Source organism: Agarivorans sp. Alg241-V36 (genome assembly GCF_900537085.1).
In the GTDB taxonomy this organism is placed as follows: domain Bacteria; phylum Pseudomonadota; class Gammaproteobacteria; order Enterobacterales; family Celerinatantimonadaceae; genus Agarivorans.
Genome location: NZ_UNRE01000002.1, coordinates 588,383 through 615,126 on the forward strand (window position 1 = coordinate 588,383; position 26,744 = coordinate 615,126).

At 43.4% G+C, this 26,744-nt stretch carries 31 protein-coding genes; 19 read left to right on the forward strand and 12 right to left on the reverse strand.

Translation table 11 applies throughout. The annotated features are described in order from the left end of the window. The first annotated feature begins 97 nt into the window (after positions 1-97). The 3 genes from G6R11_RS07190 to G6R11_RS07200 all read left to right on the forward strand — a co-directional run bounded on the left by G6R11_RS07190 (position 98) and on the right by G6R11_RS07200 (position 2,995). Positions 98-1,279 (forward strand): anaerobic sulfatase maturase, encoded by a 1,182-nt coding sequence (locus tag G6R11_RS07190; RefSeq protein ID WP_240352414.1) that lies wholly within the window; start codon positions 98-100, stop codon positions 1,277-1,279. Between the two features lie 242 nt (positions 1,280-1,521). Then, positions 1,522-2,118 (forward strand): tyrosine-type recombinase/integrase, encoded by a 597-nt coding sequence (locus G6R11_RS07195; protein WP_163132389.1) that lies wholly within the window; start codon positions 1,522-1,524, stop codon positions 2,116-2,118. Positions 2,119-2,326: 208 nt separating this feature from the next. After that, complete coding sequence (locus G6R11_RS07200) at positions 2,327-2,995, forward strand: hypothetical protein (RefSeq protein WP_163132390.1); 669 nt, start codon at positions 2,327-2,329, stop codon at positions 2,993-2,995. A 255-nt stretch (positions 2,996-3,250) separates the two neighbouring features. Here the strand turns inward: G6R11_RS07200 and G6R11_RS07205 are convergent, their stop codons facing one another. Continuing rightward, a complete protein-coding gene (locus G6R11_RS07205) occupies positions 3,251-4,135 on the reverse strand; it encodes a LysR family transcriptional regulator (protein ID WP_163132391.1) in 885 nt (294 codons plus the stop codon). 98 nt (positions 4,136-4,233) lie between these two features. On the opposite strand from G6R11_RS07205, the gene G6R11_RS07210 reads away from it, so the two are divergent. Then, positions 4,234-4,737 (forward strand): nuclear transport factor 2 family protein, encoded by a 504-nt coding sequence (locus G6R11_RS07210; protein ID WP_163132392.1) that lies wholly within the window; start codon positions 4,234-4,236, stop codon positions 4,735-4,737. A gap of 78 nt (positions 4,738-4,815) precedes the next feature. On the opposite strand, the gene G6R11_RS07215 is transcribed toward G6R11_RS07210, so the two are convergent. Both G6R11_RS07215 and G6R11_RS07220 read right to left on the reverse strand, forming a co-directional pair. Continuing rightward, the gene (locus G6R11_RS07215; RefSeq protein ID WP_016403935.1) at positions 4,816-5,307 is read right to left on the reverse strand and encodes a VOC family protein; all 492 of its coding nucleotides are present in this window, start codon (positions 5,305-5,307) and stop codon (positions 4,816-4,818) included. Positions 5,308-5,473: 166 nt separating this feature from the next. Beyond that, positions 5,474-6,196, reverse strand: a complete 723-nt coding sequence (locus G6R11_RS07220) for a sulfite exporter TauE/SafE family protein (protein WP_163132393.1) — start codon at positions 6,194-6,196, stop codon at positions 5,474-5,476. A gap of 155 nt (positions 6,197-6,351) precedes the next feature. Here G6R11_RS07220 and G6R11_RS07225 point away from each other — a divergent pair, with 155 nt between their 5' ends. Then, positions 6,352-7,218, forward strand: a complete 867-nt coding sequence (locus tag G6R11_RS07225) for a LysR family transcriptional regulator (RefSeq protein WP_163132394.1) — start codon at positions 6,352-6,354, stop codon at positions 7,216-7,218. Between the two features lie 90 nt (positions 7,219-7,308). Here G6R11_RS07225 and G6R11_RS07230 read toward each other — a convergent pair whose 3' ends face one another. The 3 genes from G6R11_RS07230 to G6R11_RS07240 all read right to left on the reverse strand — a co-directional run bounded on the left by G6R11_RS07230 (position 7,309) and on the right by G6R11_RS07240 (position 9,895). Next, entirely contained in the window at positions 7,309-8,034 is a 726-nt protein-coding gene (locus G6R11_RS07230; protein ID WP_163132446.1) for an amino acid ABC transporter ATP-binding protein, read from the reverse strand. 19 nt (positions 8,035-8,053) lie between these two features. Further along, the gene (locus tag G6R11_RS07235; protein WP_163132395.1) at positions 8,054-9,001 is read right to left on the reverse strand and encodes an amino acid ABC transporter permease; all 948 of its coding nucleotides are present in this window, start codon (positions 8,999-9,001) and stop codon (positions 8,054-8,056) included. Between the two features lie 99 nt (positions 9,002-9,100). Then, positions 9,101-9,895 carry a transporter substrate-binding domain-containing protein gene (locus G6R11_RS07240; RefSeq protein ID WP_163132396.1) on the reverse strand — a complete coding sequence of 265 codons (795 nt, stop codon included), beginning with the start codon at positions 9,893-9,895 and terminating at the stop codon, positions 9,101-9,103. Positions 9,896-10,336: 441 nt separating this feature from the next. On the opposite strand from G6R11_RS07240, the gene G6R11_RS07245 reads away from it, so the two are divergent. The 3 genes from G6R11_RS07245 (at position 10,337) to G6R11_RS07255 (ending at position 13,880) form a co-directional block, all read left to right on the forward strand. Beyond that, positions 10,337-12,196, forward strand: coding sequence for a TIGR00341 family protein (locus G6R11_RS07245; RefSeq protein ID WP_163132397.1), 1,860 nt, complete (start codon positions 10,337-10,339; stop codon positions 12,194-12,196). Positions 12,197-12,392: 196 nt separating this feature from the next. After that, complete coding sequence (locus G6R11_RS07250) at positions 12,393-12,854, forward strand: Fur family transcriptional regulator (RefSeq protein ID WP_163132398.1); 462 nt, start codon at positions 12,393-12,395, stop codon at positions 12,852-12,854. A 21-nt stretch (positions 12,855-12,875) separates the two neighbouring features. Then, on the forward strand, positions 12,876-13,880 hold the full coding sequence (locus G6R11_RS07255) for a GTP-binding protein (RefSeq protein ID WP_163132399.1): 1,005 nt from the start codon (positions 12,876-12,878) through the stop codon (positions 13,878-13,880). Between the two features lie 42 nt (positions 13,881-13,922). Here the strand turns inward: G6R11_RS07255 and G6R11_RS07260 are convergent, their stop codons facing one another. Next, complete coding sequence (locus G6R11_RS07260; protein WP_255494562.1) at positions 13,923-15,098, reverse strand: P-loop NTPase fold protein; 1,176 nt, start codon at positions 15,096-15,098, stop codon at positions 13,923-13,925. Between the two features lie 5 nt (positions 15,099-15,103). Further along, positions 15,104-15,373, reverse strand: a complete 270-nt coding sequence (locus tag G6R11_RS21875) for a P-loop NTPase fold protein (RefSeq protein WP_255494564.1) — start codon at positions 15,371-15,373, stop codon at positions 15,104-15,106. 263 nt (positions 15,374-15,636) lie between these two features. Between G6R11_RS21875 and G6R11_RS21690 the strand changes: the two genes are divergently transcribed. From G6R11_RS21690 to G6R11_RS07270, 3 genes are read left to right on the forward strand one after another with little or no spacing between them, the layout of a single operon-like run. Beyond that, on the forward strand, positions 15,637-15,903 hold the full coding sequence (locus G6R11_RS21690) for a hypothetical protein (RefSeq protein WP_205472651.1): 267 nt from the start codon (positions 15,637-15,639) through the stop codon (positions 15,901-15,903). Between the two features lie 8 nt (positions 15,904-15,911). Next, the gene (locus G6R11_RS21970) at positions 15,912-16,124 is read left to right on the forward strand and encodes a T6SS effector amidase Tae4 family protein (protein ID WP_370525643.1); all 213 of its coding nucleotides are present in this window, start codon (positions 15,912-15,914) and stop codon (positions 16,122-16,124) included. Next, positions 16,124-16,495 carry a hypothetical protein gene (locus G6R11_RS07270; RefSeq protein WP_163132400.1) on the forward strand — a complete coding sequence of 124 codons (372 nt, stop codon included), beginning with the start codon at positions 16,124-16,126 and terminating at the stop codon, positions 16,493-16,495. Before G6R11_RS21970 ends, G6R11_RS07270 begins: the two co-directional genes overlap by 1 nt. Positions 16,496-16,559: 64 nt before the next feature. Here G6R11_RS07270 and G6R11_RS07275 read toward each other — a convergent pair whose 3' ends face one another. Then, positions 16,560-17,288, reverse strand: coding sequence for an esterase family protein (locus G6R11_RS07275; RefSeq protein WP_163132401.1), 729 nt, complete (start codon positions 17,286-17,288; stop codon positions 16,560-16,562). Next, entirely contained in the window at positions 17,281-18,255 is a 975-nt protein-coding gene (locus G6R11_RS07280) for an acetylxylan esterase (RefSeq protein ID WP_163132402.1), read from the reverse strand. Before G6R11_RS07280 ends, G6R11_RS07275 begins: the two co-directional genes overlap by 8 nt. Before the next feature lie 220 nt (positions 18,256-18,475). On the opposite strand from G6R11_RS07280, the gene G6R11_RS07285 reads away from it, so the two are divergent. Then, complete coding sequence (locus tag G6R11_RS07285) at positions 18,476-19,159, forward strand: DNA-3-methyladenine glycosylase I (RefSeq protein WP_205472659.1); 684 nt, start codon at positions 18,476-18,478, stop codon at positions 19,157-19,159. 82 nt (positions 19,160-19,241) lie between these two features. On the opposite strand, the gene G6R11_RS07290 is transcribed toward G6R11_RS07285, so the two are convergent. Next, positions 19,242-20,144 carry a TIGR01777 family oxidoreductase gene (locus G6R11_RS07290; protein ID WP_163132403.1) on the reverse strand — a complete coding sequence of 301 codons (903 nt, stop codon included), beginning with the start codon at positions 20,142-20,144 and terminating at the stop codon, positions 19,242-19,244. Between the two features lie 85 nt (positions 20,145-20,229). Between G6R11_RS07290 and G6R11_RS07295 the strand changes: the two genes are divergently transcribed. Further along, positions 20,230-20,943, forward strand: a complete 714-nt coding sequence (locus tag G6R11_RS07295; RefSeq protein WP_163132404.1) for an SDR family NAD(P)-dependent oxidoreductase — start codon at positions 20,230-20,232, stop codon at positions 20,941-20,943. Here the strand turns inward: G6R11_RS07295 and G6R11_RS07300 are convergent. Continuing rightward, positions 20,902-21,381, reverse strand: coding sequence for a 2-amino-4-hydroxy-6-hydroxymethyldihydropteridine diphosphokinase (locus G6R11_RS07300; RefSeq protein ID WP_163132405.1), 480 nt, complete (start codon positions 21,379-21,381; stop codon positions 20,902-20,904). The genes G6R11_RS07295 and G6R11_RS07300 overlap by 42 nt on opposite strands. A 100-nt stretch (positions 21,382-21,481) precedes the next feature. On the opposite strand from G6R11_RS07300, the gene G6R11_RS07305 reads away from it, so the two are divergent. From G6R11_RS07305 to G6R11_RS07330, 6 genes are all read left to right on the forward strand, one after another. After that, entirely contained in the window at positions 21,482-22,537 is a 1,056-nt protein-coding gene (locus G6R11_RS07305; RefSeq protein ID WP_163132406.1) for an AI-2E family transporter, read from the forward strand. Next, positions 22,527-23,408: a class I SAM-dependent methyltransferase gene (locus G6R11_RS07310; RefSeq protein WP_163132407.1), complete on the forward strand. Its 882-nt coding sequence runs from the start codon at positions 22,527-22,529 to the stop codon at positions 23,406-23,408. The genes G6R11_RS07305 and G6R11_RS07310 overlap by 11 nt, the downstream gene beginning before the upstream one ends. Before the next feature lie 112 nt (positions 23,409-23,520). Further along, a complete protein-coding gene (locus tag G6R11_RS07315) occupies positions 23,521-24,255 on the forward strand; it encodes a DUF1538 domain-containing protein (protein ID WP_163132408.1) in 735 nt (244 codons plus the stop codon). Continuing rightward, positions 24,252-25,049 carry a DUF1538 domain-containing protein gene (locus G6R11_RS07320; protein ID WP_163132409.1) on the forward strand — a complete coding sequence of 266 codons (798 nt, stop codon included), beginning with the start codon at positions 24,252-24,254 and terminating at the stop codon, positions 25,047-25,049. The genes G6R11_RS07315 and G6R11_RS07320 overlap by 4 nt, the downstream gene beginning before the upstream one ends. Then, positions 25,039-25,392, forward strand: a complete 354-nt coding sequence (locus G6R11_RS07325) for a P-II family nitrogen regulator (RefSeq protein ID WP_163132410.1) — start codon at positions 25,039-25,041, stop codon at positions 25,390-25,392. The genes G6R11_RS07320 and G6R11_RS07325 overlap by 11 nt, the downstream gene beginning before the upstream one ends. Before the next feature lie 395 nt (positions 25,393-25,787). Then, the gene (locus tag G6R11_RS07330; RefSeq protein ID WP_163132411.1) at positions 25,788-26,693 is read left to right on the forward strand and encodes a DoxX family protein; all 906 of its coding nucleotides are present in this window, start codon (positions 25,788-25,790) and stop codon (positions 26,691-26,693) included. The last annotated feature ends 51 nt before the right edge of the window (positions 26,694-26,744 follow it).

A 26,744-nucleotide genomic window follows, 5' to 3' on the forward strand; every position in this document is an offset into this window, starting at 1 on the left:
TAATCCATATCTTCTCTCGTTAGGAAATGTCCTAGTGGTCTAATTTAGACCATCTAAGGATAATTATGCTAAATCCAACGGGAGCGCAGATATGACGATGACATCACCACACCCATTCCACCTATTGGTTAAGCCTGTTGGCTCAAAGTGTAACTTAGATTGTCACTACTGTTACTACTTGAGAAAAGAGGAGCGTTATCAGCCAGGGGCGACAATGCAGATGTCTGACGCTCTATTAGAAACCTATGTCCAGCAATACATTGCAGCTCAGCCAAAACACATTAAATTTGTCGATTTCAGTTGGCAAGGTGGTGAGCCTGCGTTACGCGGTCTTGAGTTTTACGAAAAAGCGGTAGAACTACAGAAAAAACACGCTCGTTCAGGTATGACGATCTCTAACACTTTCCAAAGCAATGGCACTCTAATCAATGAGAAATGGGCGAAATTCTTCAAAAAGAATAACTTTTTAATTGGCCTTAGCATCGATGGGGATGAATTTAACCATAATTCAGGCCGACCAGACGTTAAAGGAAATGGCAGTTACTCACGAGTGATACGTGGCCTGAGACTACTGCAAAAACATAAAGTTCAGTTCAATACCCTGACCGTTGTTCATAACGAAAATGCGCACCTTGGTAAGCAAACTTATCAGACACTAAAAGAACTCGGATCTAACGTTATTCAGTTTCAGCCCTGTGTAGAGCACTCCCTTGATCGTCGTGGTGATAAAGATTGGTCTTTAACTGCGCATCAGTGGGGGCACTTTTTGTGTGATGTGTTCGATGAGTGGCGAAAAAAAGACGTGGGAAAGGTACACATTCAGTTTTTCGAAAATACGCTCGGTATTCTTGCAGGTCAACCAAGTCAGATGTGTTTCCATTCTGAGAGTTGTGGTCAACAAATGATGCTGGAACATGATGGCAGCATCTATTCGTGTGATCACTATAGCTACGAGAACCATCAAGTCGGCGATATCGAATCGGTAGATTTAAGCGCTGTGGCTTCTTCTCAAAAGCAAGTTGATTTTGGTTTAAACAAATGGAAGTCACTACCCAAACAGTGTCGAGAGTGCCATTTCAGGCCGATGTGTAATGGCGGTTGCCCAAAAGAGCGCACTTCTTATACCGCAGACCTTGAACCAGGTTTAAACCACCTATGTTTTGGATACAAAAAATTCTTTGTGCACGCCATGCCATACTTTGCAGCTATGTTAGAGGCAATCCAGTTAGGTCACCCTGCTTCTGTTTATCCCATATTCGTAAAGCAGATTACGGCGTAGTTTAGAGTTAGCTATAAATTTCAATAATTAAGGAACAAAGTAAATGAAAAACAAACTCACTACAGCAGCAGGTTGTCCTGTTGCACATAACCAGAACATTTTGGCATTAATACGACGTTAATTCTTATTCTTTCATACTTTCGCTAATCCGAAACATCTTTTTACGAGTGAATGCTCTAACAAGCTTTTGTCCATTTCCTTCTAACTACAATGGTGATGACCAAAACAAGAAGGAGGTCATCATGGTTGTTTTAAACCAAACGAAACGAAGTGGCGTCAAAAGGCCTTTCAGACTTGAGGAAATTTGGCGGATCAGAACCAGATTAGAAATTGAAAATAGCTTAATGCAGCTTGCGTTGCTCAACTTAGCCATTGATAGCAAACTTAGAGCAAGTGACTTGCTCCTACTTAGGGTTTGCGACGTATCCTCACAAGACAGGATATTTAATCGTGTTATACATATTCAGCAAAAAACAGGCATTGAAGTTCAATTTGAGATAACGGCAAGAACTCAACAAAGTCTAATGAAATGGATTCTAGTTGCTTCGCTAAGCACTAGTGATTTCCTTTTTCCAAGTCAAAGGCGAAAGCAGCAAGCGATTAGCTATTCGTACTATCGATACCTAGTCAGAAAATGGGCGTTCAATCTTGGGTTGGACCCAAACCTGTATGGCACTCACTCGATGAGACGAACTAAAGCTACATTAGTCTATGCAAAAACGAAAAATATTAGAGCGGTTCAGCTTTTACTAGGACATACAAAGGTAGATAACACGATCCGCTACCTTGGTGTTGAATTAGAAGACGCATTATTACTTTCAGAAGGCACTGCTTGTTAGCCGAAAGGGACCCTATTATGTAGGGTTCCTATAACAACTATTCTGACAATTTTTTGCCCCATTACGTGTTACATCAAAGTATTATACAAAAGCGAACGTTAATTATTGATATAGTAATAAGGAAAATTCATAGTGTGCAATATATTGAAGGAACAATATTAGCCGCTATTTCGATGGCATAGAATAAGCTTAACTAAAGGCTCACCTTGTGAAAGTATATTTTTTTTTGTTGATTTTGGTTTTTGGCTTTCCAGTAGCCTCTTTAGCCGAAGAAAGTAACCTATCAAAAATTTTCAATTTATGCCTTTCAAAACCTTTAGATGATTGCCGTAAAAAACTTATTGGTCAGCCCCATAAGATAAACAATTTTCTACTTCCATTTGAAGCTGTAAAAGTATCATTTGACTTAAAACAGTTGTACATAGAGTCCTACGGCATAGATGAGTATGATAAGTTTTCATCTACCTTTGGTTTTGAAGCCTCACTGATTGATTACGACCAATATTCGAGTAACGGTAAAGATGACGAAAGAGAAATTTATATAGGTGAAGATGGAAGTGAAATAGTAATCATTTGGGCTCAACAAGGATGGCGGATCGATCTTGACCTGTATAAATTGCCTTTAGGTCTTGAAAAGACTGAAAGTGAATATGAGCTTCTTAGCCAGTTTGTTGGACTTCAAAAGTTAATCATTGAGATGATTAGAGATAAGGCTACTTCTAAAAAGGTTTATGCTAAAACAGGCTTATATTATATGTCCTTAATTTATGATCTTGTATCGCAAGAACAACAAGAAAATTTTAATGATTATTTCAAATCAGCTGATACAGATCTGAATGAATTGAGAAATACTATTAAAAGTTATGCTAGTGGCTGATTTTATATAATAAATCGGAGAATGGATGTGTAATCGTTACGTTATTTGTCAACCAATATACATTAACTCTTGATAATTGGACCAAAATATACCCCTATTTTGCTTCGCCTAATAGCTTGTTAGATCAGGCGAGCTAACAAGCTTTTGTCCAAAAGCGTTCTAGCATCAATATCTACCTTAGCTGAGTTTGCTTGAAAGCCCGCTAATTTGAGCCAGTGAATTAGCTACAGCATTAAACCATTTAACAATTAGCGATTAGATAGCCAAGGTTCGCCAAACGTTTTGGTCTGACTTTAGTTCTGTTTCCATAAATTCAAAGAATGCTTTTACCTTGGCGGAGTTTTCTAGATCAATGTGGGTCATCATCCATAATCCTGTTTGATCGTGCTCTACCTTCAAGTCCACTCTTTGCAGTTTCTCTGAAGACTCACCAACAAAACAAGGCAAGTAGGCTAAGCCAATATGTTGCTCAGCGGCCATAAGAAGCGGCTCGAATGAATCTGCTTTAAGTACCACTTGCTCCTCGGGAATGAATGTTGAAATTAAGTGTGAGGCACTGCCTTGGCTCATCTCTAACCAATGCGCAGATCTTAAGGGATGTTTCCCCTTCAAGCTGGATATGTATTTAGGCGTCCCATAAACACCAAAAGCCATGTCGCACAACTTAATGCCTTTAAGGTTTTCTGGCAGAGATTGAGTTGGGCGAATGGCTACATCAGCTTCTAGGTCGGAAAGCTCTAAGCGGCGAGGCGTTACATTAAGTTCTAACTGGATTCGCGGGTAAAGCCGATGAAATACAGCCAAGTGCTTGGCCAGAACAAAGCGCAATAGCGAGTCGGTGGTGGTTAAGCGCAGCGTTCCTTCCAGCTTCATTTCTTGGCCGAACATTCTTCGCTCTAAGCTTTTAACGGTTGATTCGATAGACAATGCAGAATCAAGTAACTGGCGGCCTTCCACCGTTAATTTATAGCCTGTTGGCAGCTTATGAAAAACCTGCAGCTTATGGCGATATTCAAAGGCATTTAGTCGGCGTAATACTGTGCTGTGATTTACACCTAGTGACCTTGCTGCGGCAGATAACGAGCCTTCATTGGCAACGGCTAATACATATTGTAAGTCGGCCCATCTAATGCTGTGCATTTTTGCATATCCAAAGTGCTTATTTGGCGAATTTACCTAAAAATTAGCACAGGTATAGTGATTGGACCAAGCAGCAAAAACTCATTTGGAGAAATACCATGATTAAGAAAAACTCAATGCTAACGTTAATTGGCCTTATTGCTATGTTCCAGTTAAGCGCTGTACACGCCGATTCTGATGTGGCGAAGCAGGTTGACTCTGCCAAAACGCTAGGGACAGCTCAGGCATTTTTATGGGCGGCTGGCTCCGGTGATGCGGATAAGCTTGATTCGCTAATGAGCGATGATTTTGTTTGGCATAACGAAGGTGATTCCAACATTCCTTGGATTGGAAACTGGCAGGGTAAAGAGACAGTGTTTAACAGCTTTCTTCCTAAGTTTGGTGCGGGTTTAAAGGTAACTAGTTGGACTACCGACTATAGCTTTGCCAATGGTGAACAAGCAGTGTTTATGGGTACTATGAGTGCGATTGCCAATGAGTCGGGTATTGATACAGGTAAATTTAGTTGGGCAGTACGTGTTCATGTTGTTGATGGCAAAGTAAAAAGCTGGAACTGGTTTGAAGATAGCTATGCTGTATCTAAGGCTTACCACGCTAAATAATAGATAGCTAGAATTAGCCAAAAACAAAAGGCTTAGCATCGCTGCTAAGCCTTTTTGATAGCTATATTACGGTATTACTTACTCGTAATCAGAGGCATACGTGTCTTCGTAAGAATGCGAGTAGAACTCAAATAAGTTACCAAATGGGTCTTCTAGGTAAACCATTTGCGCTTGTTTAGAATCATCTTCTGGGTGATAACGGTGAATGTCCATGCGAACTTTACCGCCAAACTCTTCAACACGTTTGATTGCTGATTCAAACTGCTCTTTGGGTAGTTGTAAACAGAAGTGGAAGATGCCAAGGCGAGAGAAGTCTACTTCGTGACGCTCGTCGCGCTCTTTCATTTCGAACAGTTCCACTCCAATACCGTCAGAAGTAACAAGGTGGGCAATATTAAAGCCTTTGAAGCCTTCACCAAATACTGCGATACACATGCGACCGATTGCAGATTCGCGCTCTTCGATTACTTTAGTGTTGTTCATTACAATGCGAAGGCCTAGCGCTTTAGTGTAGAACTCTACCGCTTTGTCCATATCGCCTACCATGATGCCAACGTGATTCATTTTCATAATTCTTCTCCAAACCTTAATTTGTAAACTGTTGCGTTGTTTTGCTTCGATGGAGAAAGTATATGCAGCTCGGTAAGTTTTATGAAATTATTAAAAATTATCAATTTGATAATTAATTGTTATGTATTTTTTGCTTATGATTACGGGGCATTGCTTAACCAGCTGTTTAGTTAATAAGCAGTTTGATAGCTGCCAACAAAATAAGCACTCTAATGGCCCAGGTCATTTGTTTAAGGTTTATCTTCTTAAGAATAAGAAACCCCAATGCGCAGCCTAATAATAAGCTAGGAAGCGCGCTTAAACTGGTTTTTGCTGTCTCTAGATTGAGTAAACCAATGCTCATTAATAAGGGCACTTTGGCAACATTTACCAAACCCGCTACCCAAGCCCGAGTACTTACATAACTGGTTTTACCTAATTGCTGCTGCATCATATATAAGCTGATGATCGGCCCGGCAGAATTGGCAGTCATGCTAATGAAACCGGCAAATACTCCGCTGCCAGCGGCCACTGTGGGTGTTTTCATACACTGGGAGTTACTGCGCTCTAAGTAGATGCTCAAAACCAACATACCAATAATGATACTGCCAATGGCAAGAGTGAACTGGCTAGTATCTAGGTAGGACAAAAGCAATGCGCCAAGCCCGCAGCCAAGTACCATAAACAACAGTAACCTAACGAGGATCCGCCAAGCGATCTGATGACGATACACCGCCATGGTGAGTAGGTCGGTGAACAAAAACATTGGGATGAGAATCGCCAGAGCCTGACCGTCGGGGTAGGCCATTAACAATAAGGGCAAAATAAGGGCGCCCATTCCACCAATTGAGAATTTAGAAATACCCGTTAACAGAGCAACTAGGTGCAAGATAATAACTGTGCTATCCACTTTACCTCTTTCAATGTAAGCCATTGAGCTTGTGAATGTGGGCGCAGAATAACAAATACCCTGAAAGATAAATAATCACTTATTTGGATAATCTTGATTGTATTTGTCTATCTAGTTTAAGCTGGATGTGAAGATTATTTATATCGAGATTAGCCATGAATTATGAGCAGCTACGCGCCTTTGTTAGTGTTGCCAAGCTAGGGAGCTTTCGCGCAGCAGCGCAGCACTTAAACAAAACCCAACCTACCTTAAGCGCATCGGTTAAAAGCTTAGAGCAGCACTTTGCCATTACGTTGTTTAATCGAAGTAGCTATCGCCCCACACTTACTGCAGAAGGCGAGCGCTTTTTAGTGAAGGCTAAAAGCTTGTTAAAGCAGGCGAATGAGTTGGAATTACTCGGCCACGAGCTTGCCCAAGGCGCTGATCCCGAGCTTTCACTCACCCTAAGCCCCATGTGCTATTTGCCACCCTTAGTGAGCAAGATAGAAGCCTTTGGCAAGCAATTTACCAACTTGCAGCTCAAACTAGACTCTGGCCATTTATCTGGGGTTTTAGAGCCCCTGCTAAAGCAACAATCAGATTTAGCCTTAGCGCCAAACATCGGCTTAGATGCTCGCTTTGATTTTATTGAAGTAGCAAGTATTCGCATGATCACCGTGGCCGCGCCGCATTTGTTAGAACAGCATGAGCAAGTGCTAAAGCAAAGCGAACTGCGTAATAAGCCGCATATCTTGTTGGCCGATTCAGGCTCTGAGAAGCGTTCAGACAACATAAACGTAATTGCCGGAGGCCAGCGCTGGTACGTTAATGACTACCATTTAAAGAAAGAACTGTTGTTAGCGGGATTGGGCTGGGCAAGGGTGCCAGAGCACATTGTGCAGCAGGAGCTTGAGCAAGGCTTACTGGTACCCTTAAAAGTGGAACAATTTGCCTATAGCAGCCAAGTGCCGATTTATTTAATTAAGCTACGAGAGCGCGCTGATAAAGAAATTGTGCGCGCCTTTTGGCAACAGTTTAGTTAGCGCCCTTTATGATTTACTAGGCAAACAACCAAACAAATAAACAAAAAGGAGCCGAGGCTCCCTTTGTTTAGCACTTACTTAGTGATGCGATTACAGAACCATAGACAGGAATTGCTTTAGTCTTGGGTGACTAGGATTGTCGAAAAAGTTCTCTGGAGATTCTTCTACCAATAATTCACCATCTTCCATAAACAATACTCGGTCTGCCACTTCTCGGGCAAAGCCCATTTCGTGGGTCACTACCACCATGGTCATGCCGTCGGCAGCTAGGCCTTTCATCACGTCTAATACTTCGCCTACCATTTCTGGATCTAGCGCCGAGGTGGGCTCATCAAACAACATGATGTTTGGTTGCATCGCCAGGGCGCGAGCAATCGCAACACGTTGCTGTTGTCCACCAGAGAGGTGAGAAGGGTAGTTGCCCATTCTGTCGGCCAAGCCTACTTTAAGCAGTAAGGCTTTGGCTTCATCTTCGGCTTGCTGGGTAGGGCGCTTAGCCACTTTTATTGGGGCTAGCATTACATTACCCAAGGCGGTTTTGTGCGGGAACAAATTAAAATTTTGAAACACCATGCCTACTTCTTCACGCAGGCTATTAATGTTAGTGCCTTTGGCATACATGTCGGTGCCATCAATAGTAATTGAGCCGCTGCTTACTGTTTCTAGCTGGTTTAAGGTGCGCAAAAAGGTTGATTTACCAGAACCTGAAGGGCCGACAATAACCACTACTTCGCCGCGATTTACCGTGGCTGAAACGTCTTTAAGCGCATGACAGCCATTGGGGTAAATTTTGTTAATCTTTTTTGCAACGATCATGTCGTCGCCTTGATAATCTTTAGTCACTGGCAGCTAACCTCTTTTCTAAGCGTTGAATAGCCCAAGACAGGCTGCTGGTAAGTACTAAGTAAAGCAGGGCAACGGTAAACCACACTTCAAAGGGCGCAAAACTACCACTTACTACTTCTCGACCGGCTTTGGTTAAATCGGTAATCGAGATCACCGATACCAGTGAAGAATCTTTAATTAGGTTAATAAACTGGCCAGCCATTGGTGGCAAGGTACGTTTAAATGCCTGCGGCAAAATCACGTTAACCATGGCTTGCGGATAGTTCATACCCAGCGAGCGAGCGGCTTCCATTTGGCCTTTAGGAATAGACTGAATACCCGAGCGGATAATTTCGGCCACATAGGCGGCGGTAAATACCGACAGCGCAATAACACCGGCAGTAAAGCGCTCTAGGTCGAATACTGTGCCAATGAAGAAGTACACAATAAAAATTTGTACCAGCAAGGGAGTGCCGCGAATAATCTCAATATATGTGATGGATAACTTACGCAGTGCTGGGTTGTCGGCAATACGCATTAGGCCAATCACCAAGCCAAGCAAAATGGCAAATACCAATGACCACAAAGAAATTTTAACTGTAACAATTAAGCCTTCGGTTAGCGGGCCTATTCGCCACTCTTCCGAGGAGGCCAGTTGGTCGCCTTCAAAAACCAGATCGCCTTCATATACCGAAATGTTTTCAAATTCCGCAAGGTTTACTAATACCTCACCCGCATCGGATACCAGCTGAAGTTGCCCAGCGGTGTTACTTTCTATGCTGCCGTCTTGCGGTGCAGTAATACTGGCTGCTTCGTTGTTTACGATGTAAGGAACAACACGTTGCCAGTTCCAGTTATAGTCAATTTTTTCGCCGGAGAGGTAAATAAGGCCACACAGGCTAAGTAAAATGGCAACAAAAACGCCATTCCACAGAATTTTGCTTGCTTGAGTTTGCATCTGAAGCTCTTTTATTAATATTTGGTTTTACTTTACTAAGCACACTTAAGGCGCACTTAGTAAAGAAAAGTGGCTGCTAAGGCAGCCACTTAAGTCTTACTATTGAACTTGTTTTAACCAAGCGTCGTCTTTAAACCACTTGTCGTAAATGCGGTCGTAGGTGCCGTCACCTTTGATTTGACGCAAGTAACCGTTCAAGAAGTTTAAGAAATCAGGATCGCCCTGGCGAACTGCCCAACCTAGTGGTTCAAAAGTGAACGGCTGGTCTAGGTGAGTAAGTTGACCTTGGTTTTCTGCCGCGTAAATCGCGTTAAACGGTAAGTCGTAGATGAAAGCATCGGCTTTGCCGTTGGTTACTTCAAGTACCGCTTCAGATTGGGTTTCAAATAGGTTTACTTTAGCTTTAGGGATGTAGCGTTTAATAGCACCTTCGCCAGTTGTACCTAGCTTAGTTACCACGGTGTATTGGTCGCTGTTCAAATCACGGTAGCTAGTTACTTTGCCTTCTAGTTTAGGGCTAAGTAGGATTGATTGGCCAATTACTACGTATGGGTCTGCAAAGTTAACTTGCATGTTACGCTGAGGAGTAATAGTCATGCCGCCCATGATTAGGTGACATTTACCGGTTAGTAGGGTTGGAATAATACCGTCCCAAGCGGTGTTTACGGGTACGTATTTAACGCCCATAGCACGCGCCATTTGCTTGCCTAAGTCAATGTCAAAACCAATGAATTGGCCGTTTTTGGCTTTCATTTCAAAAGGCATGTAGCCGGCATCAAAACAAGCACGTAGCTCGCCAGATTCAGAAATTTCCTGTAGCAGCGTTTGCTGAGCAAAAGCGGCACTTGATAAAAGTGTAACTGCGGCAATCGCAGATTGAATGACACGTTTCATAATGGTCCTTGTTGTGTTTTTAATTCGTTATTTTTATTGAGTTCATATTCTGCACTATCCTTGCTAAACAGCGCGAACCCTTAGTGTTTCAGGGAAGTTATAGCAGAATACACTAAAAAAAAATAGCGGCTGTTTGCGCTATATTGATTGTAAAATAAGCAATGCTTTTATGATTAATTGGCCGCATGGACGTCTAAATGCCCGCAAATTAAGGCTTTAGTTGTCATACCTGTTTAAATATTTGGTTTGTCATTAAGCTTAAAAAAATTTTAACTTGTAAAGAAAATCTATGGTAATCAAGGCTAAACGTAGAATATTTAGGCAGTGCCAAAGTGACTCGATTACTACAAATGGCTACTTAATCAGTAATCTTGTTACTTGCAGTTTTAGGCGACAGCCTCCATGCTGAGATGAAGTCTAAACTCTTGTATGGAAACAGGAATGGCCGATAGTTTTTTATTATTTGAGCCCGATGCCAGTGATTTGGTTAGTCAAAAGCTGGTTCCGCTTTTTGAAGATGTTATTCTCCCCAAAATCTGGGATCTCAATGAACCGCCAGAGTTTAAAGCCGACAGCCTAGTATATTGCTACCTAAGCGACGAGAGCTTAACGCACGTTATTGCACTGGCCGTAGAGCAACAATGGGTGATTGCGGTATTGCCACACCCTAAAGCCAATCATGCGCGCCGCGCCTTTAGTTTGGCCAATACAGCCGACAAAGCCTTGGCAGAATTTAGCCAAGCGCAGGTGAGCAAAATAGATGTACTGCGTTGTAATCAGCAAGTGGTGTTAAATCATTTGGTTGTAGGACATAGCTTTAACCTTCGCCCTGGTGGGCACAATGCTTCATGGCGGCAGCGCATTGCGCAAACTTGGCAAAACATACGCAAAATTGGCGAAATCAAACCGCAAAAGCTCAGCTTAACCACCGGCAGTGAAACCTGTTTAGAAACCTCTTTGGTGGGTTTAGTGATTATTGAGCATGCTCAAGGCTCTATGCTGTCTAAGCGCATTCTTGTCGATACTCACTGTAACGACGGCATGTTAGAAAGTATGTTGTTAGCGCCGCGCAGTATTATGGAAATGTTTCGCTTTTTGGTCTTGGCGATGTTTGGTCGGGTGGTGAAAAAGCCGCGATTTCTTAGTTTAATCAAATCTAAATCGATAGAAGTTAAAGCTGAGAATGAGTTGGAGTATTGGCACGATGGGGTAATCGCCAAGGCCGATAGTTTAAACATTGAATGCGAACACCGAGCTCTGAGTATTTTGCCCTCAGCAGACATGCTCTGCCAAGACAATGTCGCTGCGGTAAAAGAGAGCCGAAAAATCGCCAACTTGCCAGAAGGTGAAGCGATAAATGCCATGGCCGCTAAGCCTTTACCGTGGATCGCCCACGCAGCCAAAGAAGAGTTTAAAGATCTGTATCAACTGCTGCGCGACAATGCCACCACTTCGCCGGCCTTTTTAACTTTAATGGTACTGTCGACCCTATTGGCAACCATTGGTCTTTATGCCAGCTCTGCTCCGGTGATTATCGGCGCGATGATTCTAGCCCCGTTAATGGCGCCCATTATCTCGCTGTCTATGGCGCTCACCCGACAAGATCCCAGTTTAATGACTGCTAGTATCAGAACCTTGTTTACCGGCCTTTGTGTTGCTTTAAGCTTTGCTGCCTGCGCGAGCTTTGTTATTCCCATGGAAGTCATTACGCCAGAGATTTCGGCGCGGCTAAGCCCCAATTTGCTCGATTTAGGCGTAGCAATTATCTCGGGCATTGCTGGAGCCTATGCCCACGCAAGGATTGACGCGGCTAAAAGTCTGGCTGGGGTGGCGATTGCAGTTGCCTTGGTGCCGCCTTTGGCGGTAACCGGTATTGGTTTAGGCTGGCTTAATATTGGGGTTGCCTCTGGGGCCTTTTTGCTTTTTTTAACTAACTTAGCCGGCATTGTATTTTCGGCGGCTTTAACCTTTTTGTCCTTAGGCTTTGCCCCGTTTACTCGGGCTAAAAAAGGTTTGAGCATCGCCCTGTTGGCAGTGGCCTTAGTAAGTATTCCTTTAGTGTTTAGCTTTAATCGCCTATCGGAAGAGGCGCAAATAGTGCAGCGCTTACAAGGTAAAACCTTTAATGAAGTATTGCTGCGCACAGTGCGCGCTCAAAGCACTAAACCACTTACCTTACGCCTGCAACTCGTCAGTAAGAAATCACTTAACGACCAGCAATTAGACACACTTAAAGAGCGCATCAAGCAAGAGCTTGGCCGCGATTTTGAGCTAGAAGCTTCCATCATCATTCGGCGCTAGTGAGCTCATTGTTGCAATTGCCAAAGCTTAGTCACTTGCTCAAGCACATTTAGCCTTGTTTAACGCAGCTTTAAACAGGGCTAAACGGCCGGCAGAAACAGAAAATAAGCCTTGAATGCTTGTTATGTTGCAATGTTGCAATGTATCATTTCGTTAAGCGGTTTCGAAACCAGCAAAACAGAGTTTGAGTATTCATATGATGCAAATAGATAGCGTTATTCAACATGCCGAACAGCATTGTAAGCAACGTGGTGTGCGCTTAACGACGAAGAGAAAACAAGTACTGTCGGCATTGGTGCAGTCTAATAAAGCGCTGTCGGCCTATGAGCTGATCGAACACTGCAAAGAGCTGTTCGACCAAAGCATTCCCGCCATGTCTGTTTATCGTATTCTTGAGTTTTTAGAAACCGAGCATTTAGTGCACAAGCTTAGTTTGGCCAATAAATACGTTGCTTGCGCCCATATTTGCTGCAGCCATGGCCATGGGGTACCGCAATTTCTGATTTGTGGAAAATGCAATAAAGTAAAAGAAATCACCATTGCAGCTTCAACCATCGACGAGCTAAAGCAAAACGCTCAACAAGCGGGTTTTACTCTAGTAAGCCAACAGTTAGAAATGAACTGTGTTTGTGATGACTGCTTGAACCAAGCCGCTTAACCCTAAGACCTGGAACACAACATGAGCAGTAAGCGCCAAACCATCAGCGCCGTACCCACCAATATTATTACCGGCTTTTTGGGCGTAGGTAAAACCTCGGCTATTTTGCAGCTAATGCGCAATAAACCCGACAACGAGCGCTGGGCGATACTAGTGAATGAGTTTGGCGAAATTGGTATTGATGGCGCCTTGCTGCAAGGCCAACACCAGCAGCAACAGGTGTATATTCGTGAAGTGCCCGGTGGCTGCATGTGCTGCGCCGCAGGTTTGCCGATGCAAATTGCCTTAAATCAGCTGCTCAGTGAATCTACGCCAGATAGGTTGCTGATTGAGCCTACAGGCTTGGGCCATCCTAAAGAAGTGCTGGAAGTGCTGTCGTCTAAGTATTACCAGCAGGTATTGTCGTTAAATAAAACCATTACGCTTGTTGATGCTAGAAACCTAAGCGATTCACGTTACACCAGCCACGATACCTTTAACCAACAAATTGCCATTGCCGACACCGTGATTGGCAACAAGTTAGATCTTTACCAAGGCGATGAACAGCAGCAACTTCGAGACTACGTGGTACAGCAGGGCCGCGATGGCACACAAGTTCTGTTTAGCAAAAATGGTATGATAGACATTGGCTGTTTAAAAGGAACAACAAGCAGTAATTACGCTCCAGATGATCATCATCACCATCATCATGGAAGCGATAAACCGCTAGCCTCTGAGTTAACTATTCCCGACAGTGGTTATTTAAAAGCTAGCAATCAAGGCGAAGGGTTTAATAGCATTGGTTGGCGATTTGCGCCCAATAAAGTATTCGACCGCAAGAAGCTCTGTTTGTTATTACTCAGCCTAAAAGTAGAGCGGATTAAAGCGGTGTTTATCACCAGCAGCGGCGTATTTGGCTACAACTACACCAGCGACGGCCTAAGCGAAGCCGAGCTAGATGACTGCCTAGAAAGCCGCATAGAGGTGATAGCAGATAAACTCGATGACAACCTAGAGGCAAGATTGTTAGAGTGTTTAGTGGAGTAGGTGGGAATAAACAAAACCGCTGCTTGAGGTTTCACTGATAATTCACTCTAGTTTACCAGCTAATTCGATCAGGCCTTTGAGATCTTCCCATAGCCAGTATTTGCTATTAGGTATTTCTTCGTTAAAGGCTGCGGTATTTTTAGAAAGAGACATTATCCACCAGTGTTTTTCTTCAGGCGTTGAACTGGACTGGCTTAAACCCAAGTCATCTCCCCTCGGTAAGTAATGGTGAGAGATATCTCTTCCAAAGGGGCCTTTAATTGTTCCCTGCTTTAGTACTACACAGCTTAGCGATTTGCTAATGCAATCCTTTAGTGACAAGCCAGGGATGATATCCTTATTGACGAAAACAAATTGTGATTTGGGAGTAATATAATTGCTTCGTTCATTATATGACTCTAAGCCTTGATCTTGTTCTATTAAGCCAATAATCAACGCGACTATGTTTATATGTTGGGCTTCATTTTTCTTTCGTTTTAAAGCCTCAACGGTTCTTAAGCAAGCGTCTACTTTGTTTACCAATTGGTCTATGTCCCTAACTTGTAGGCCATAAGCTTTCGCCAAAATTGCGAGGTGTTTGTTAACACTGTTTGTTGCTGTATAGGAGAAATAAGGAAAAATCTCCAAGTCAGGATAATTGAACTCCTTGTTACTTAAATAGTGCTCAATATCAGGTTCTGGTAGGTTTGCTTTTCTATCGAAGAAACGTTTTAAATATTGAAGGGACGCAAAGTCGTTTCCGTACACTGCTTTGATTGAGTGACAGAGTTGTTCTGTATCGGTAGCAACTACAAATACGAAGTTTTTGGTAGAAAAGAAGTGTTTAATTACCTCTAACATTTCTATTGCATAGGTTGGTCTACAACGATCAAGCTCATCAACTAATACGACTACGGGAAGGCTTGCTGAAAAATTGATTTCTAGAACTTCTGCTAGTTGCTCAAGGCCTAAACGAATTTGTTTTATAGCTTCAATTTGTTCCGAATAATCTTTAGTTAACTGTGTTCTAAAAGTATCTGAATCATCTTCCAATAGTTCTTTAACTGTTTCCATTCCAATATTAGAGTCGTTTAGAAGTTTAGCGCTAGCAATGCCCGCTAGGCCTACTAAAGACCCTTTGAGTGCCTTGCCTAGAAAGAGCTTCAATGATTGAGCACTTGCCTGTGAACCGATATCGTCGTTGAATTGCTCTAACTGAGTTAATAGTTCACTAGTCACTACGGTTAAGGGTCTTTGGAGAAGTCGCTTTCCCAAGCGTCAATATAAATAACAGGGTGCTGCTTACGGAGCAGTTTAGTATAGAAGCGCTTGAGAAACTCGGTTTTTCCAGTACCCCATGCACCATTTAGATTTAGGACGAAGCCGTCCCTTTCACCAGTAATGTAATTGGATAAGAAGTCTCCGTAGCTTTTTCTTTTTAGCTTACAGTTATCGAAATTGTATGTTTTTTGCCAATTGTAAAACTTAGCATTTTTAGTGTTCAGCTTTAACATTGAGTTGTTTCACCAACAATTGATTACCTAGTCACTATTGGATGCTACCTCTTTGTAGAGAAAGAGCAAAGTCCCTTTACTTTATAGTTAGTCGTTTAATTTGCCTACTGATGTGTGGTTAACTTTATTTCAACTATGAAGCTCTCTATTGGCGAACATCAAGTTACAACATAATCTTATATTGATTGAAATGTCATTTAAGGGTAGTGTTCTGTTAAGTGGTTGTAATTGTTGTTTTTGAATAAATTAAGGATGAAAAAGAGATGGCTAAATTACCTAGTTGGGACGTGTTGAGTTCCAATTACCCTTCCTTACCGGCATCAACGGTATTTAAGCAAATTGGGGGGAAGGTAGAGTTAAATTATGACATGGGTATATTTGGTAATGCTTGTGCCACTCGAGTGTCAAAAGCTCTAAATGGTTCAGGTTCTCTGCATAAGATACCTTTTTACAAAGCCGTTGGTCCGAATGGAAAATATGAAGGCCAAGTTTCTTCTGGGAAAAATAAAACTGGTATATTTTTAGGGTAAAGATTCTGATCAAATACCTTACGGAAAAATATGGGAAGCCGGAAACGTTTTTGCCTTCCGAATATGATGCCGCACTTTCCGGGAGAAAAGGGATAATTATATTTGAAGTTCATGGGTGGTCGGATGCGACAGGTCATGCAGATCTTTGGAATGGAAAGGAGTGCGTATATCAAGGTTATGGAGATGCTTCTCATAAAATCAGTTTTTGGGAGGCTTCATAATGCAGGTTGCTAAATGCGCGCTACTAGCAATAACGCTTAGCACGATTGGTTTTTCTTCTGTTGTTTCATCAGAACAACGTCAACTCGATAACTCAGTTTTAAGCTTTGCTCGCTCAAATTGTTTGTTTTGGTACTTTAAATCACAAGGTTATGACACTACCGATATTAGGAAAATAAGCTCTGGTATTGTAGAAATGAGTACATATTCAGCGGACAAGTATCAAGATTTAGCTATGTTGGTAAAAGAATACTCTCCTGAAATTAGCACTAAGCAAAACCTTGATTTACAACTGGGCAAGTGCTTCGTTTTGGATGTCGATAAGAGCTTTCTTGATAGTGCCAATAAAATATTTGCTAAAGATGAGCGCTAAACAATGAGTCTGGGTGCATTCCAAAATTGGCTCTCAAGTTTTCGTGTTTAGAGATAGTGCTCTTTTATAGATGCAGCGGCACCATTTGTCGCCAATAGCGCCCGCGATGAGCACGGCCTTCCCATTCGATCATTCTATGATTTAAGCCTTTTTGGTTAAGAATATGGCTTAGGGCGTGATTGTTTTGCAGGAAGGGATCCTGATTACCAATAATAAACAGTAAGTCGGTATTGGCCAGTGCAGCTAAGCGCTGGGGGCAGTTTAGGTTAACCAGATAATGAGTAGGTGTGTGGAAATATACGCTGTCATCATAAAAGCCTTCGAATAAATCACTAAAAGATTCTACCTGCCAAGTGAGGTCGAAACGGCCAGAAAACGCGGCTAGTTTGTTGAACAGGTGAGGGTGGCGAAATACTATATTGGCGGCATGAAAAGCACCCAGTGAACAGCCGTGAGAAATGGTACAAGGGTGATCATTTTTTTGCGCCATTAAGGGCAGTACTTCGCGCAGTATGTATTCTTCGTATTGCTGGTGGCGTTGAATACGCCCAGCAGGGTGGGCCCAAAAGCAGTACATGCTTTCTATGTCTATGCTGTCTACGCAATATAATTGCAGTTGCCCAGCATTAATTTTGTGGGCGATTGAGTTAACTAGCCCTAGGTTTTCGTATTCATAAAAACGCCCGCCACGAGTGGGAAACACCAGCACTTTGGCGCCCGCATGGCCAAATACCAATAGCTCCATATCGCGGTGCAGGTTAGGGCTCCACCAACGATGATATTCTCTATTCATACTTACTTAGTTCACCAAAAAACTCACTGAGTTGTTGATTAAGTTGTTCGCGCTGTTGCTGTTGTTCGGGGTACTCGAAATGTCCGGCTCTTAGCACGGCTAACTGCTTAGGTTTAGGGGCATTGTTGTAGGCTGAGAATTGCCCCGGCGGCGCGACAAATGGGTCGAACAGAGCTAACGCCCAATGGCTAGGGCAGTTTAAATAAGTAGCTGCTGTAGCTGAGTCAAAGTAGCGCAGGGTGCTTAAGGCGAGTTTTGGTTGCTGTTGGTAAAAGTCTTGTAATGCCTTGCCACTGCCATGGGTAGCCAGCTTTAAACGCAGCGCCACATTGCCAAAGGTAGGAACATGAAAATGAGCACGCTGAATACGTGGGTCAAAGGCGCTAGCGAATATACCTAGCCCGCCACCAAAGCTACTGCCCATTAAACCTATTCTGTCGGCAACTTGTGGAAACAGGCGCAGCAAGGCACTGACACCACACCATAAATCTTGAACACAACCGCCAATGATGTAGCGTTCTTTATCTTGAATGTTATGTAATACGTGCCACATTGGGTTGTCTGAAATTGGCGCTTTGGCACTTAGGCCTATGCCCCGTGAGCAAGGCATTAATACTGCTGTATTGGCAAGCGGCACTTGGCAGTCTACTTGCTCTATACTGCCATAACCGTGGGCGCTAATGATGGCTTGGCTTATTACACCCGAGTGGGGAAGCAGCAACCAGCCGCCGCAACGCATTTGCTTAGTTGAGTTGTAATAGCACTTAAAAATGCGCCAGTTTGGCGAGTCTTGGTGGCAATCTTGAATAGCGACATCGGGCCTAATTTGCAGAGCATGTTGATACTTGTTTTGCCAAAAGCTTTTAAAGCCTCTGGGCCGATCATTAGGGCGCAGCGCTTTAAGTTGGCTTAGGGTGTATCCGTAGTCTGGCTCAAACTCAAATTCATGTTTAAGTTTGCTGGGCATATTTCGCTATCTTCATTTAGGTTTATGAAAACTATAACGCTTTTATGTTACAAATTTCTAATGTTAAATATTTTTGTCAGTGTGGTCGAATCAGTCGTGGTGAGGCGCTATGCTTGTTGCTGATGAAATGGCTAACTAAAGGCTTTAGCCTGTAGCTCCAAAACGGTTTAGTATTATTTCTCGCTTAGGCATCTTCTGATTTTATAAATAAGGATTGATTGTGGTTGAAGACTTTTCTTCTATTTGGCAACGAGCGGCTGAGCGAAAAGGTGGTGACGCAGCCTTGCAGCACTTACTTAGCACGCCTTTAAGTAGCGAACATTTAGCAGGTATAAGCGATGACCGTTGGTTGTCGGCTTTTACTAAAACCATCTTCCAATCTGGCTTTGTGTGGCGAGTAGTGGAAGATAAATGGCCTAATTTTGAACAAGCTTTCTTCGATTTTGACCCAGAGAAAATGCTGATGTTGGATGACAGCCACATTGAGCGCTTATGTAACGACGCCAGCATTATTCGTAATCGGCAAAAAATTATAACCGTGCCTCACAATGCTCAAATGATTCTAGATCTAGCTAAAGAGCATGGCAGCTTTGGCAAGTTCGTGGCTCAGTGGCCAAGCGACGACATTGTGGGTTTATGGTTATTGCTTAAAAAACAAGGTGCACGCCTAGGTGGTAACTCAGCGTCTTATGCCTTGCGCCGCATGGGTAAAGACACCTTTATTTTGTCTAACGATGTGGTGGCCTATTTAGTTAATCGTGGTGTGGTGAACAAAGCGCCAACCAGCATAAAAGGGCTAAAAGCGGTGCAAGAAGTGTTTAACGGCTGGCAGTTACAAAGTAGCTTGCCCTTGGCAGCTATTAGCCAAACCGTGGCTTACTCAATTGGTGAGAACTACTTATAAGGCCCACAGTATTTCGCGTTGAAAAAACAACACAAACCCAGCTTAACTGGGCTTATTGTTATTTATCTATAGGCTTTTGGCGCTAGCGGCGTAGCAATATTTCTTTGAAGGCGTGGTCTAGCTCTTTGTAGCGAAAGTTAAAACCTTCGTTACTGAGTCGCTTAGGCAATACCTTTTGTCCACCAGTGATTAGGCTGGCCATTTCACCCATGGCAGTATTTAGCACCCAAGCTGGGGCGCGAAACACACAAGGGCGGTTGAGTTGCTTGCTAAGTGCTTGGCTAAACTGCTGATTAGTTACTGGGTTTGGCGAGGTTAGATTGTAAGCGCCGTGGCACTGCTGGTGATTGAGCAAAAATATAATCGCGTCAACCATGTCGCTGATATGAATCCACGACATTTGCTGTTGCCCATTAGCCACAGGGCCGCCTAAACCTAGGCGAAAGGCTGGCAGCATTTTAGCCAAAGCTCCACCTTCTATGCCAATAACAACTCCGGTGCGTAATACACAAACGCGGGTATTTTCATTCGCCGCTTTTAGTGCGATTTGCTCCCAAGTTTTACAAACTTGGTGAGGGAAGGAGTCGTCTTCAATAATGCTGGCTTCGTCTACATCTTGTTGGCCTTGTTCACCATAATAGCCAATGGCGCTGCCACTGATGAAGGTTTGAGGTGGCTGGTCACTTTGGGCAAATAGCTCAACTAGTTGTTCGGTCAAGACCCAGCGACTATCGCAAATGCGCTTTTTTTGTTGTTCACTCCAACGTTTGTTGGCAATGGGTTCGCCAGCTAGGTTAATAACAGCATCATATTCGTTAAGGTTGTTGAGATCTTTAAGGGAAGGAATCGCCAGTAAATTGTGGCCTAGTTTTTGGTAAGCCTTAATCGGGTTGCGTGACAATATCGTCAGTTCATGACTAAATTGAAGATGTTTTACTAAGCGGCTGCCGATGAAGCCAGTTCCACCGGTAAGTAGTATTTTCATAATTTTGAGCAGTCCTTGTCAGGGCTAGCCATGTTACTCTTTGATTTAGTTAACAATAGCAGAGTTTTTGGGGATGGGAAGCAAGATGAAGACGGTTTTGATTACGGGAGTCGGTCGGCGTTTAGGTTTTTTTCTTGCACATCAGTTTGTTGGCTTAGGTTATCGGGTTATCGGTCAATATCGAAGTGAGCGCGCAGAGCTAGCCGAGCTAAGAGAGCTAGGTGTAATTCTAATACAAGCCGATTTTAGCCGACGTGACCAGCTATTAAGCTTTGTTGAACGTTTACCAAGTGAGTGTGAAAGCCTGGATGTATTGATTCATAACGCCTCGCTATTTGTGAGTGATGAGCCAAGCCATAGCCCCGCGGAGCAAGCCAATTTTTTTGATGCCATGTATGCGGTGCATATGTTAGCGCCAAAGCTGATTAACGAATGCATGTATCCAGCCTTGCGTAAGGCTAAGGGTTGCGTGGTGGTGATGAGCGATATTTATGCTCAGCAACCCCATGCTAAGTTTCGCTCTTACTGCGCCTCAAAAGCGGGTTTGGCTAACATGCTTAAAGCCTATGCCTGCCATTGGGCACCCGAGGTAAGGGTGAATGGAATAGAACCTGGGCCAATGTTGTTTTTAGAAGAACATGATCAGCAGCACCGTGATCGAGTATTGGCACAAACACCCTTAGCCAAAGAGGGCGGCATAGAGCCTGTGTGGCAAACCATAAAATTGCTAATTAATAATGAATACTTAACCGGTTGTTCAATTAAAGTGGATGGTGGTAGGTCGCTCACCCAATGGTAAGCAGCGCTCTGGGCTAAGCTGCAGGTTTATTGCTAGGGCATCAGCGAGCGTTTTAGCCGGTGTTGCAAACAGTTGTTGTTGTAACAAATGCAAAAAGGGATCTATCTCTAAATAGGCTAGGGCAGCTTGTTGTTCTACCGGCCCAATTAAATCAATGTCTAGACTTCTGTCTTTAGCGCTAGAGAGCGGATCGCTGCGGTTACGCCCATGCCTAGCTTCAAGCTGATTAAAAAATTGCTTTAGTTGGCTGGGGCTTTGCTTAGATTCAAACCAGCCAAGGGCATTGACAAATTTATGCTCAGTTTGCATGTCCCAAGGTGTGGTTTCAATAAACGAGCTAATGGTGAGAGTGTGCAAGCGTTCACTTAGTTGGCACAGCGCGGCGGGCAGATGTTCATGTGGTTGAATGTTGCTGCCAAGGCTGCATAAGTAAAACATCTGGTTGCTCCTGTTTACGTTTCAATTTTATTTAGCCTTTTCGCCAGCGCTTATGCAAGCTAAACTGCTGAGCATAATCAGTTATTTCTAGGAGTGAGTGGTGAATCAACCCACCTCAATGCGCCATGGCTTGGTAACCGCGGCTGCTTTAGTGGTTTTGTTGGCTGGGCTTAAAGCTGCAACACCGGTATTAATTCCGTTTTTAATGTCGATGTTTATTGCCATCATCGCTAGTCCCATTGTTAATTTTTTAACTCGCCTTCGGATCCCTCGAGTGCTGTCGGTGTTCTTGGTATTAATGCTGATTGTGTGTTTAATCTTGCTGCTAGCAGGCGTTGTAGGCAGTTCTATTAGCGACTTTCGAGCATCAATTCCCATATATCGAGAACAATTATTGGTGCAACTGGCCGGTTTAACCGAGTTTGCCGCACGATTTGATATTGAACTGTCGATGGGCGTGGTGACCGACTACTTCGACCCTGGGATTATTTTAGGTTTGTTTGCTAATACCTTAACTGGCTTAAGCGGTGCCGCAGCCAATATTTTCATTATATTGCTGGTTACCATTTTTATGTTGCTTGAAGCCGATACCATGCCGCAGCGAATGCACGACGCCATTCATAATCCCGGCGTGCGAATGTCTCAGGTGAATAAATTTCTTAAAGCGGTAAATAGCTACATTGCCGTTAAAACCTTAATTAGCTTGTTTACCGCTATTCCCATCACCATTGTGCTTAGCCTGTTGGATTTAGACTATGCAATCCTGTGGGGGATTTTGGCCTTTTTGCTTAATTACATTCCTAACGTGGGCTCACTGATTGCGGCTATTCCGCCAGTATTACTGGCCTTATTGCAGCTGGGGCCTAGTCAGGCCTTAGCGGTTGCCGGCCTTTATGTGTCGGTAAACTTGGTGATGGGCAATGTTGTAGAGCCGCGCATTATGGGCAAAGGTTTAGGCCTTTCTTCTCTGGTGGTGGTGCTGTCGTTAATCTTCTGGGGATGGTTGTTTGGCAGTGTAGGTATGTTGTTGTCGGTGCCGCTGACCATGATTATTAAAATTGGTTTGGAATCGAGTAACAGTGGACACTGGTTCTCGCGTATCCTTAGCCACCCTGACGAACTAAAGAAAAAGAGTGAACCTGTAGATGAAGCTTGAGTTGCCTGTACTTAATCAACAAGCCTTACGCGCGGTGCATGGCCGTGGCCACTGCATAGCAGGGGCTGAGTCATTCAACATTGAATGGCTGCCACCGGTAATGTTGATTGTTGCTTATGCCCCTTTAAGTGATGAGCTAATTAATCAATTAGTTCAGCAGCTAAGTGCAGAACCTTTGGTTGAAGGTATATTTTTGCAACAGCGAGACCAAGCCATGGCACCGGTGAATCACTTATGGGGTTGTGAGCAAACACCTACCGAGGTGAGTGAGCTTGGATTGCGTTACAAGGTTGAAGTAGGCACCCATCAAAACTTTGGCATTTTCTTGGATATGGCCAAAGGGCGTGAGTGGGTGAAGCAGCATGCCGAGGCTAAGCAAGTACTTAATCTATTCTCTTATACTTGTGGCTTTGCCGTGGCAGCCATTGCAGGCGGTGCTAAGTCGGTGGTGAATATTGATATGAGCAAAGCTGCGCTAAGTGTTGGTCGCGATAACTTGCGTCTTAATCAGTTAGATGACAAAAAGGCGCGCTTTTTTGGTCATGATTTGTTTAAGTCTTGGGGTAAGCTGCGTAAACATGGTCCTTATGAGTTGGTGATTGCCGATCCACCGTCGATGCAAAAAGGCAGCTTTTTAGTAGAAAAAGACTACCCACGTATCATTCGCCAGCTACCTAGTTTGTTAAGTGAAAACGGTATAGCAATGCTGTGTTTAAATGCGCCTTGGTTAAGCCGAGACTTTTTGTTGGATGCAGTCGCGAGTGAAGCGCCGCAGCTTAAGTGGCTTGAAACTCTAGAAAGGCCAGCCACAGTCCAAGAAAAAAGCCTCGATGATGGTTTAAAAGTACTGATATTCCAAAACCAAATCTAACTACAAATATCACAATTTAGCCCTTTATTAGCCTTTGCACCTAAGCGAAAACTAACGCTCTGCTAAGCTTGTATTAAGCCTTTGATTCAAAGGTTTAATACAAGGAGCGTATATGGGGTTTCGTTTTTCTCACCTGTTTTCTTCGTTACTTAAAAGTCTTCGCGATATCTCGCCCATCGTTGTAGTTGTGCTGTTTTTTCAATGGGGAGTACTCGACAGTAGTTTGCCCAATGTTTTGAGTATTTTGGCTGGCGCGGTAATGGTGATAGTTGGCTTAAGCTTTTTTGTAATGGGCCTAGAGTTAGGCTTGTTTCCCATAGGTGAAAACCTCGCCCATGCCTTTGCTAACAAAGGCAGTTTATTGGCATTGCTAAGTTTTGCATTTTGCTTAGGCTTTGGCACTACCATCGCCGAACCGGCGCTGGTGGCGGTAGCTAAAGAAGCCGCTGAAGTCGCCGCTGAAGCAAAACACATCGAAAATACCGAAACTAGCATGCAGGAGTATGCTGCAGGGTTGCGCCTAAGCGTGGCCTTTGCCGTTGGCTTAGCCATTGTGATTGGTGTAGTGCGAATTATAAAAGGCTGGCCACTGTATCTAATTATTATTGGCGGTTACATGCTAATTGTGTTGCTAACCATGTTCGCCCCACAAGAAATAATTGGCATTGCCTATGACTCCGGCGGGGTAACTACCTCAACCATTACTGTACCGCTAGTGACTGCCTTAGGGGTAGGTTTGGCATCGGCCATTAAAGGCCGTAATCCCTTGCTCGATGGTTTTGGTTTAATTGCTTTAGCTTCGCTAACGCCAATGATGTTTGTGATGCTTTACGGGATAGTCTATTGATTAGCGCAAGCGTAAGGTTTTTAGAAACTCTATTTGCTACCTTGGGAGATATTTTCCCCATTGTGGTGACTATATTGGTGTTTCAATACTTAGTTATTAAAAGGCCAATTAACCAGCCAAAACAGTTGTTGTTAGGTACTGCTTTTGTTGTGCTGGGCATGGTGCTGTTTTTACTGGGCTTGGAGCAGGCCTTGTTTCCTCTGGGACAATCTATGGCGAAGCAACTCACCAGCGCGGAGTTTTTGGGCTTAGAAGAATCTTCGGTGTATATCGCCTCTGAACACTGGGCCGCTTATGCCTGGATTTACTTGTTTTCAGCGGCAATCGGTTTTAGTACCACTATCGCTGAGCCCTCCCTTTTAGCCGTTGCGATAAAAGCCAATGGCGTGTCTGGCGGTGCGGTATCCATAGGAGGTTTGCGGATCTCGGTGGCGATTGGTGTGGCGCTAGGCTTAGCCTTAGGCAGTTACCGGATAGTGGTAGGTGACCCGCTGCATTACTACATTATTGCCGGCTATATACTGGTTGTTATTCAAACCCTGTTTGCACCCAAAGCGATTATCCCCTTGGCTTATGATAGCGGTGGGGTGACAACGTCCACGGTTACAGTGCCCTTAGTTACCGCGCTAGGTTTAGGTTTAGCTGAATCAGTACCTGGGCGCAGCCCTTTGCTTGATGGTTTTGGCTTAATTGCTTTTGCCAGCTTATTTCCAATCATTTCGGTGCTTGCTTATGCGCAAGTCACTAGTTTCTTAGCAAGTTCTAGTTTGTCAGGAGATGACGATGAAATTTAAATTGATTCTTGCCTTTGTTGATGACCAAAAAACCACCTTGGTGCTAGATTCTGCTCGCGCTGCAGGCGCGACTGGTGCAACGGTAATTAACAATGCGCGAGGTGAAGGAGTACATCGCAAAAAGACCTTTTTTGGTTTGAATTTAGAAGCGCAGCGGGACGTATTGCTGTTTGTGGTAGAGAGCCACCTAGCCAAACCTATTTTAAATACCATTAGCGCGGTGGCTGAGTTTGACCAAGAAGAGGGGCAGGGGATCGCTGTTTTGCTAGACGTAGAAGAAGCGGTTGGCGTAGCCCATCAAATTCAGGCATTAACACATAAAGTACCAATAGATGAAGAGTAAGCAAGTTAAATGTGAATAAATAGTTATTCAGAGCTCAATAATTGTCTACCTCTGTGCATAACTGTTGTGTTTTGATTTTCTTATCCACACATTCTGTGGATTAAAGTGTGTATGAAACCACTGTTTATTAATATCTTATTGTTTTATATGACTTTTTTCTGTTGTCTAAAAAAGAAGCGATGATTTGTGGTGGTATTTTAATAGTTGCATTCTACTGAAAACTGTTAGCGGTAAATTATTTGTAAGCTCTATCACTTCTCTACCTTCCGGCTTCTATAGCCCTACATAAATTTCTACTTACTAGTGACAAAATAAAAAATAGTTGAGAAAGCTGCAATCAAAGCCGCTGCTGATTCGTTACTGCTAAGCAAAGTCATTAATGGAAAGGGAAAAAGATGGAACCAAAACAATTAGACAACGCAGCTTTGTGGTTGCGAGTAGGCTTAGGTTTAGTGTTTATTATTGGTGGTAGCTCAAAACTAAGCTTGTTGTTAGACCCAAGTGCTGAAGCAGCAATGGTGGCCAACTACATGGGAGCCACGGGTTATATTAATGAGTTATTTCAAGATTATTTGTTTTCTGCTGGATTCTTAAGCCCTTGGGCATTTCTAACCACCTTATCTGCTTTTGAGTTATTTTCGGGTGTTGCTTTGGCTGCAGGTTTTTTAGTTAGGCCATTGGCCTTATTTTACGGATTTTTGCTGTGGACCTTTGTGGTTTCGCTACCCGTTGATACCGTACCTGGTGCATCGGTAGGTGTAAGCACTTATACTTCACCAGCGATATTTGTGCAGATTAGGGATATTAGCCTTTCGGGCATGATGTTTGTGTTGTTTAACCTAGGAGCTGGTGCGTTAAGCATCGATGAACGCCTGCGTAGTAAGCGTGGTTTGGTGAGTACAAAAACACAAGACTGGCAAACTTTAGGCTTGTTGTTACGCTTCTCCTTAGGTGTGACTTTTATCGTGGCTGGCTTTTTCGCAGGTTATGCAAAAATTCCCAGTTTCGCTACTCATCAGCTGGTTTTATTGGTTTTGGGCCTAATTTTCATTTTTGCTCATGGTAAAACTCTAAAAATGGGAGCTGTAGCCTGCGTATTAGTGATGATTTGGTTTATGCTTCAGAAGTTCTCTATCGATAAGTCACTGATTAAGAACTTGAACGGAGTTAAACGAGAGTTTGCTTTAGCTGCGGCAGCCATAGTGTTAGCAAAACTGGGTGGAGGAAACCGCTTTAGTTTGCAAGACATGTTGCTCAGAGTGAGGTCTTACTACTTGTTTAACCGTGCAGTGAGTAAGTGATAGCTTGTTCGGCGCGAAAGCGCCGAGTTACTTGAATAACAAAGGAATGTC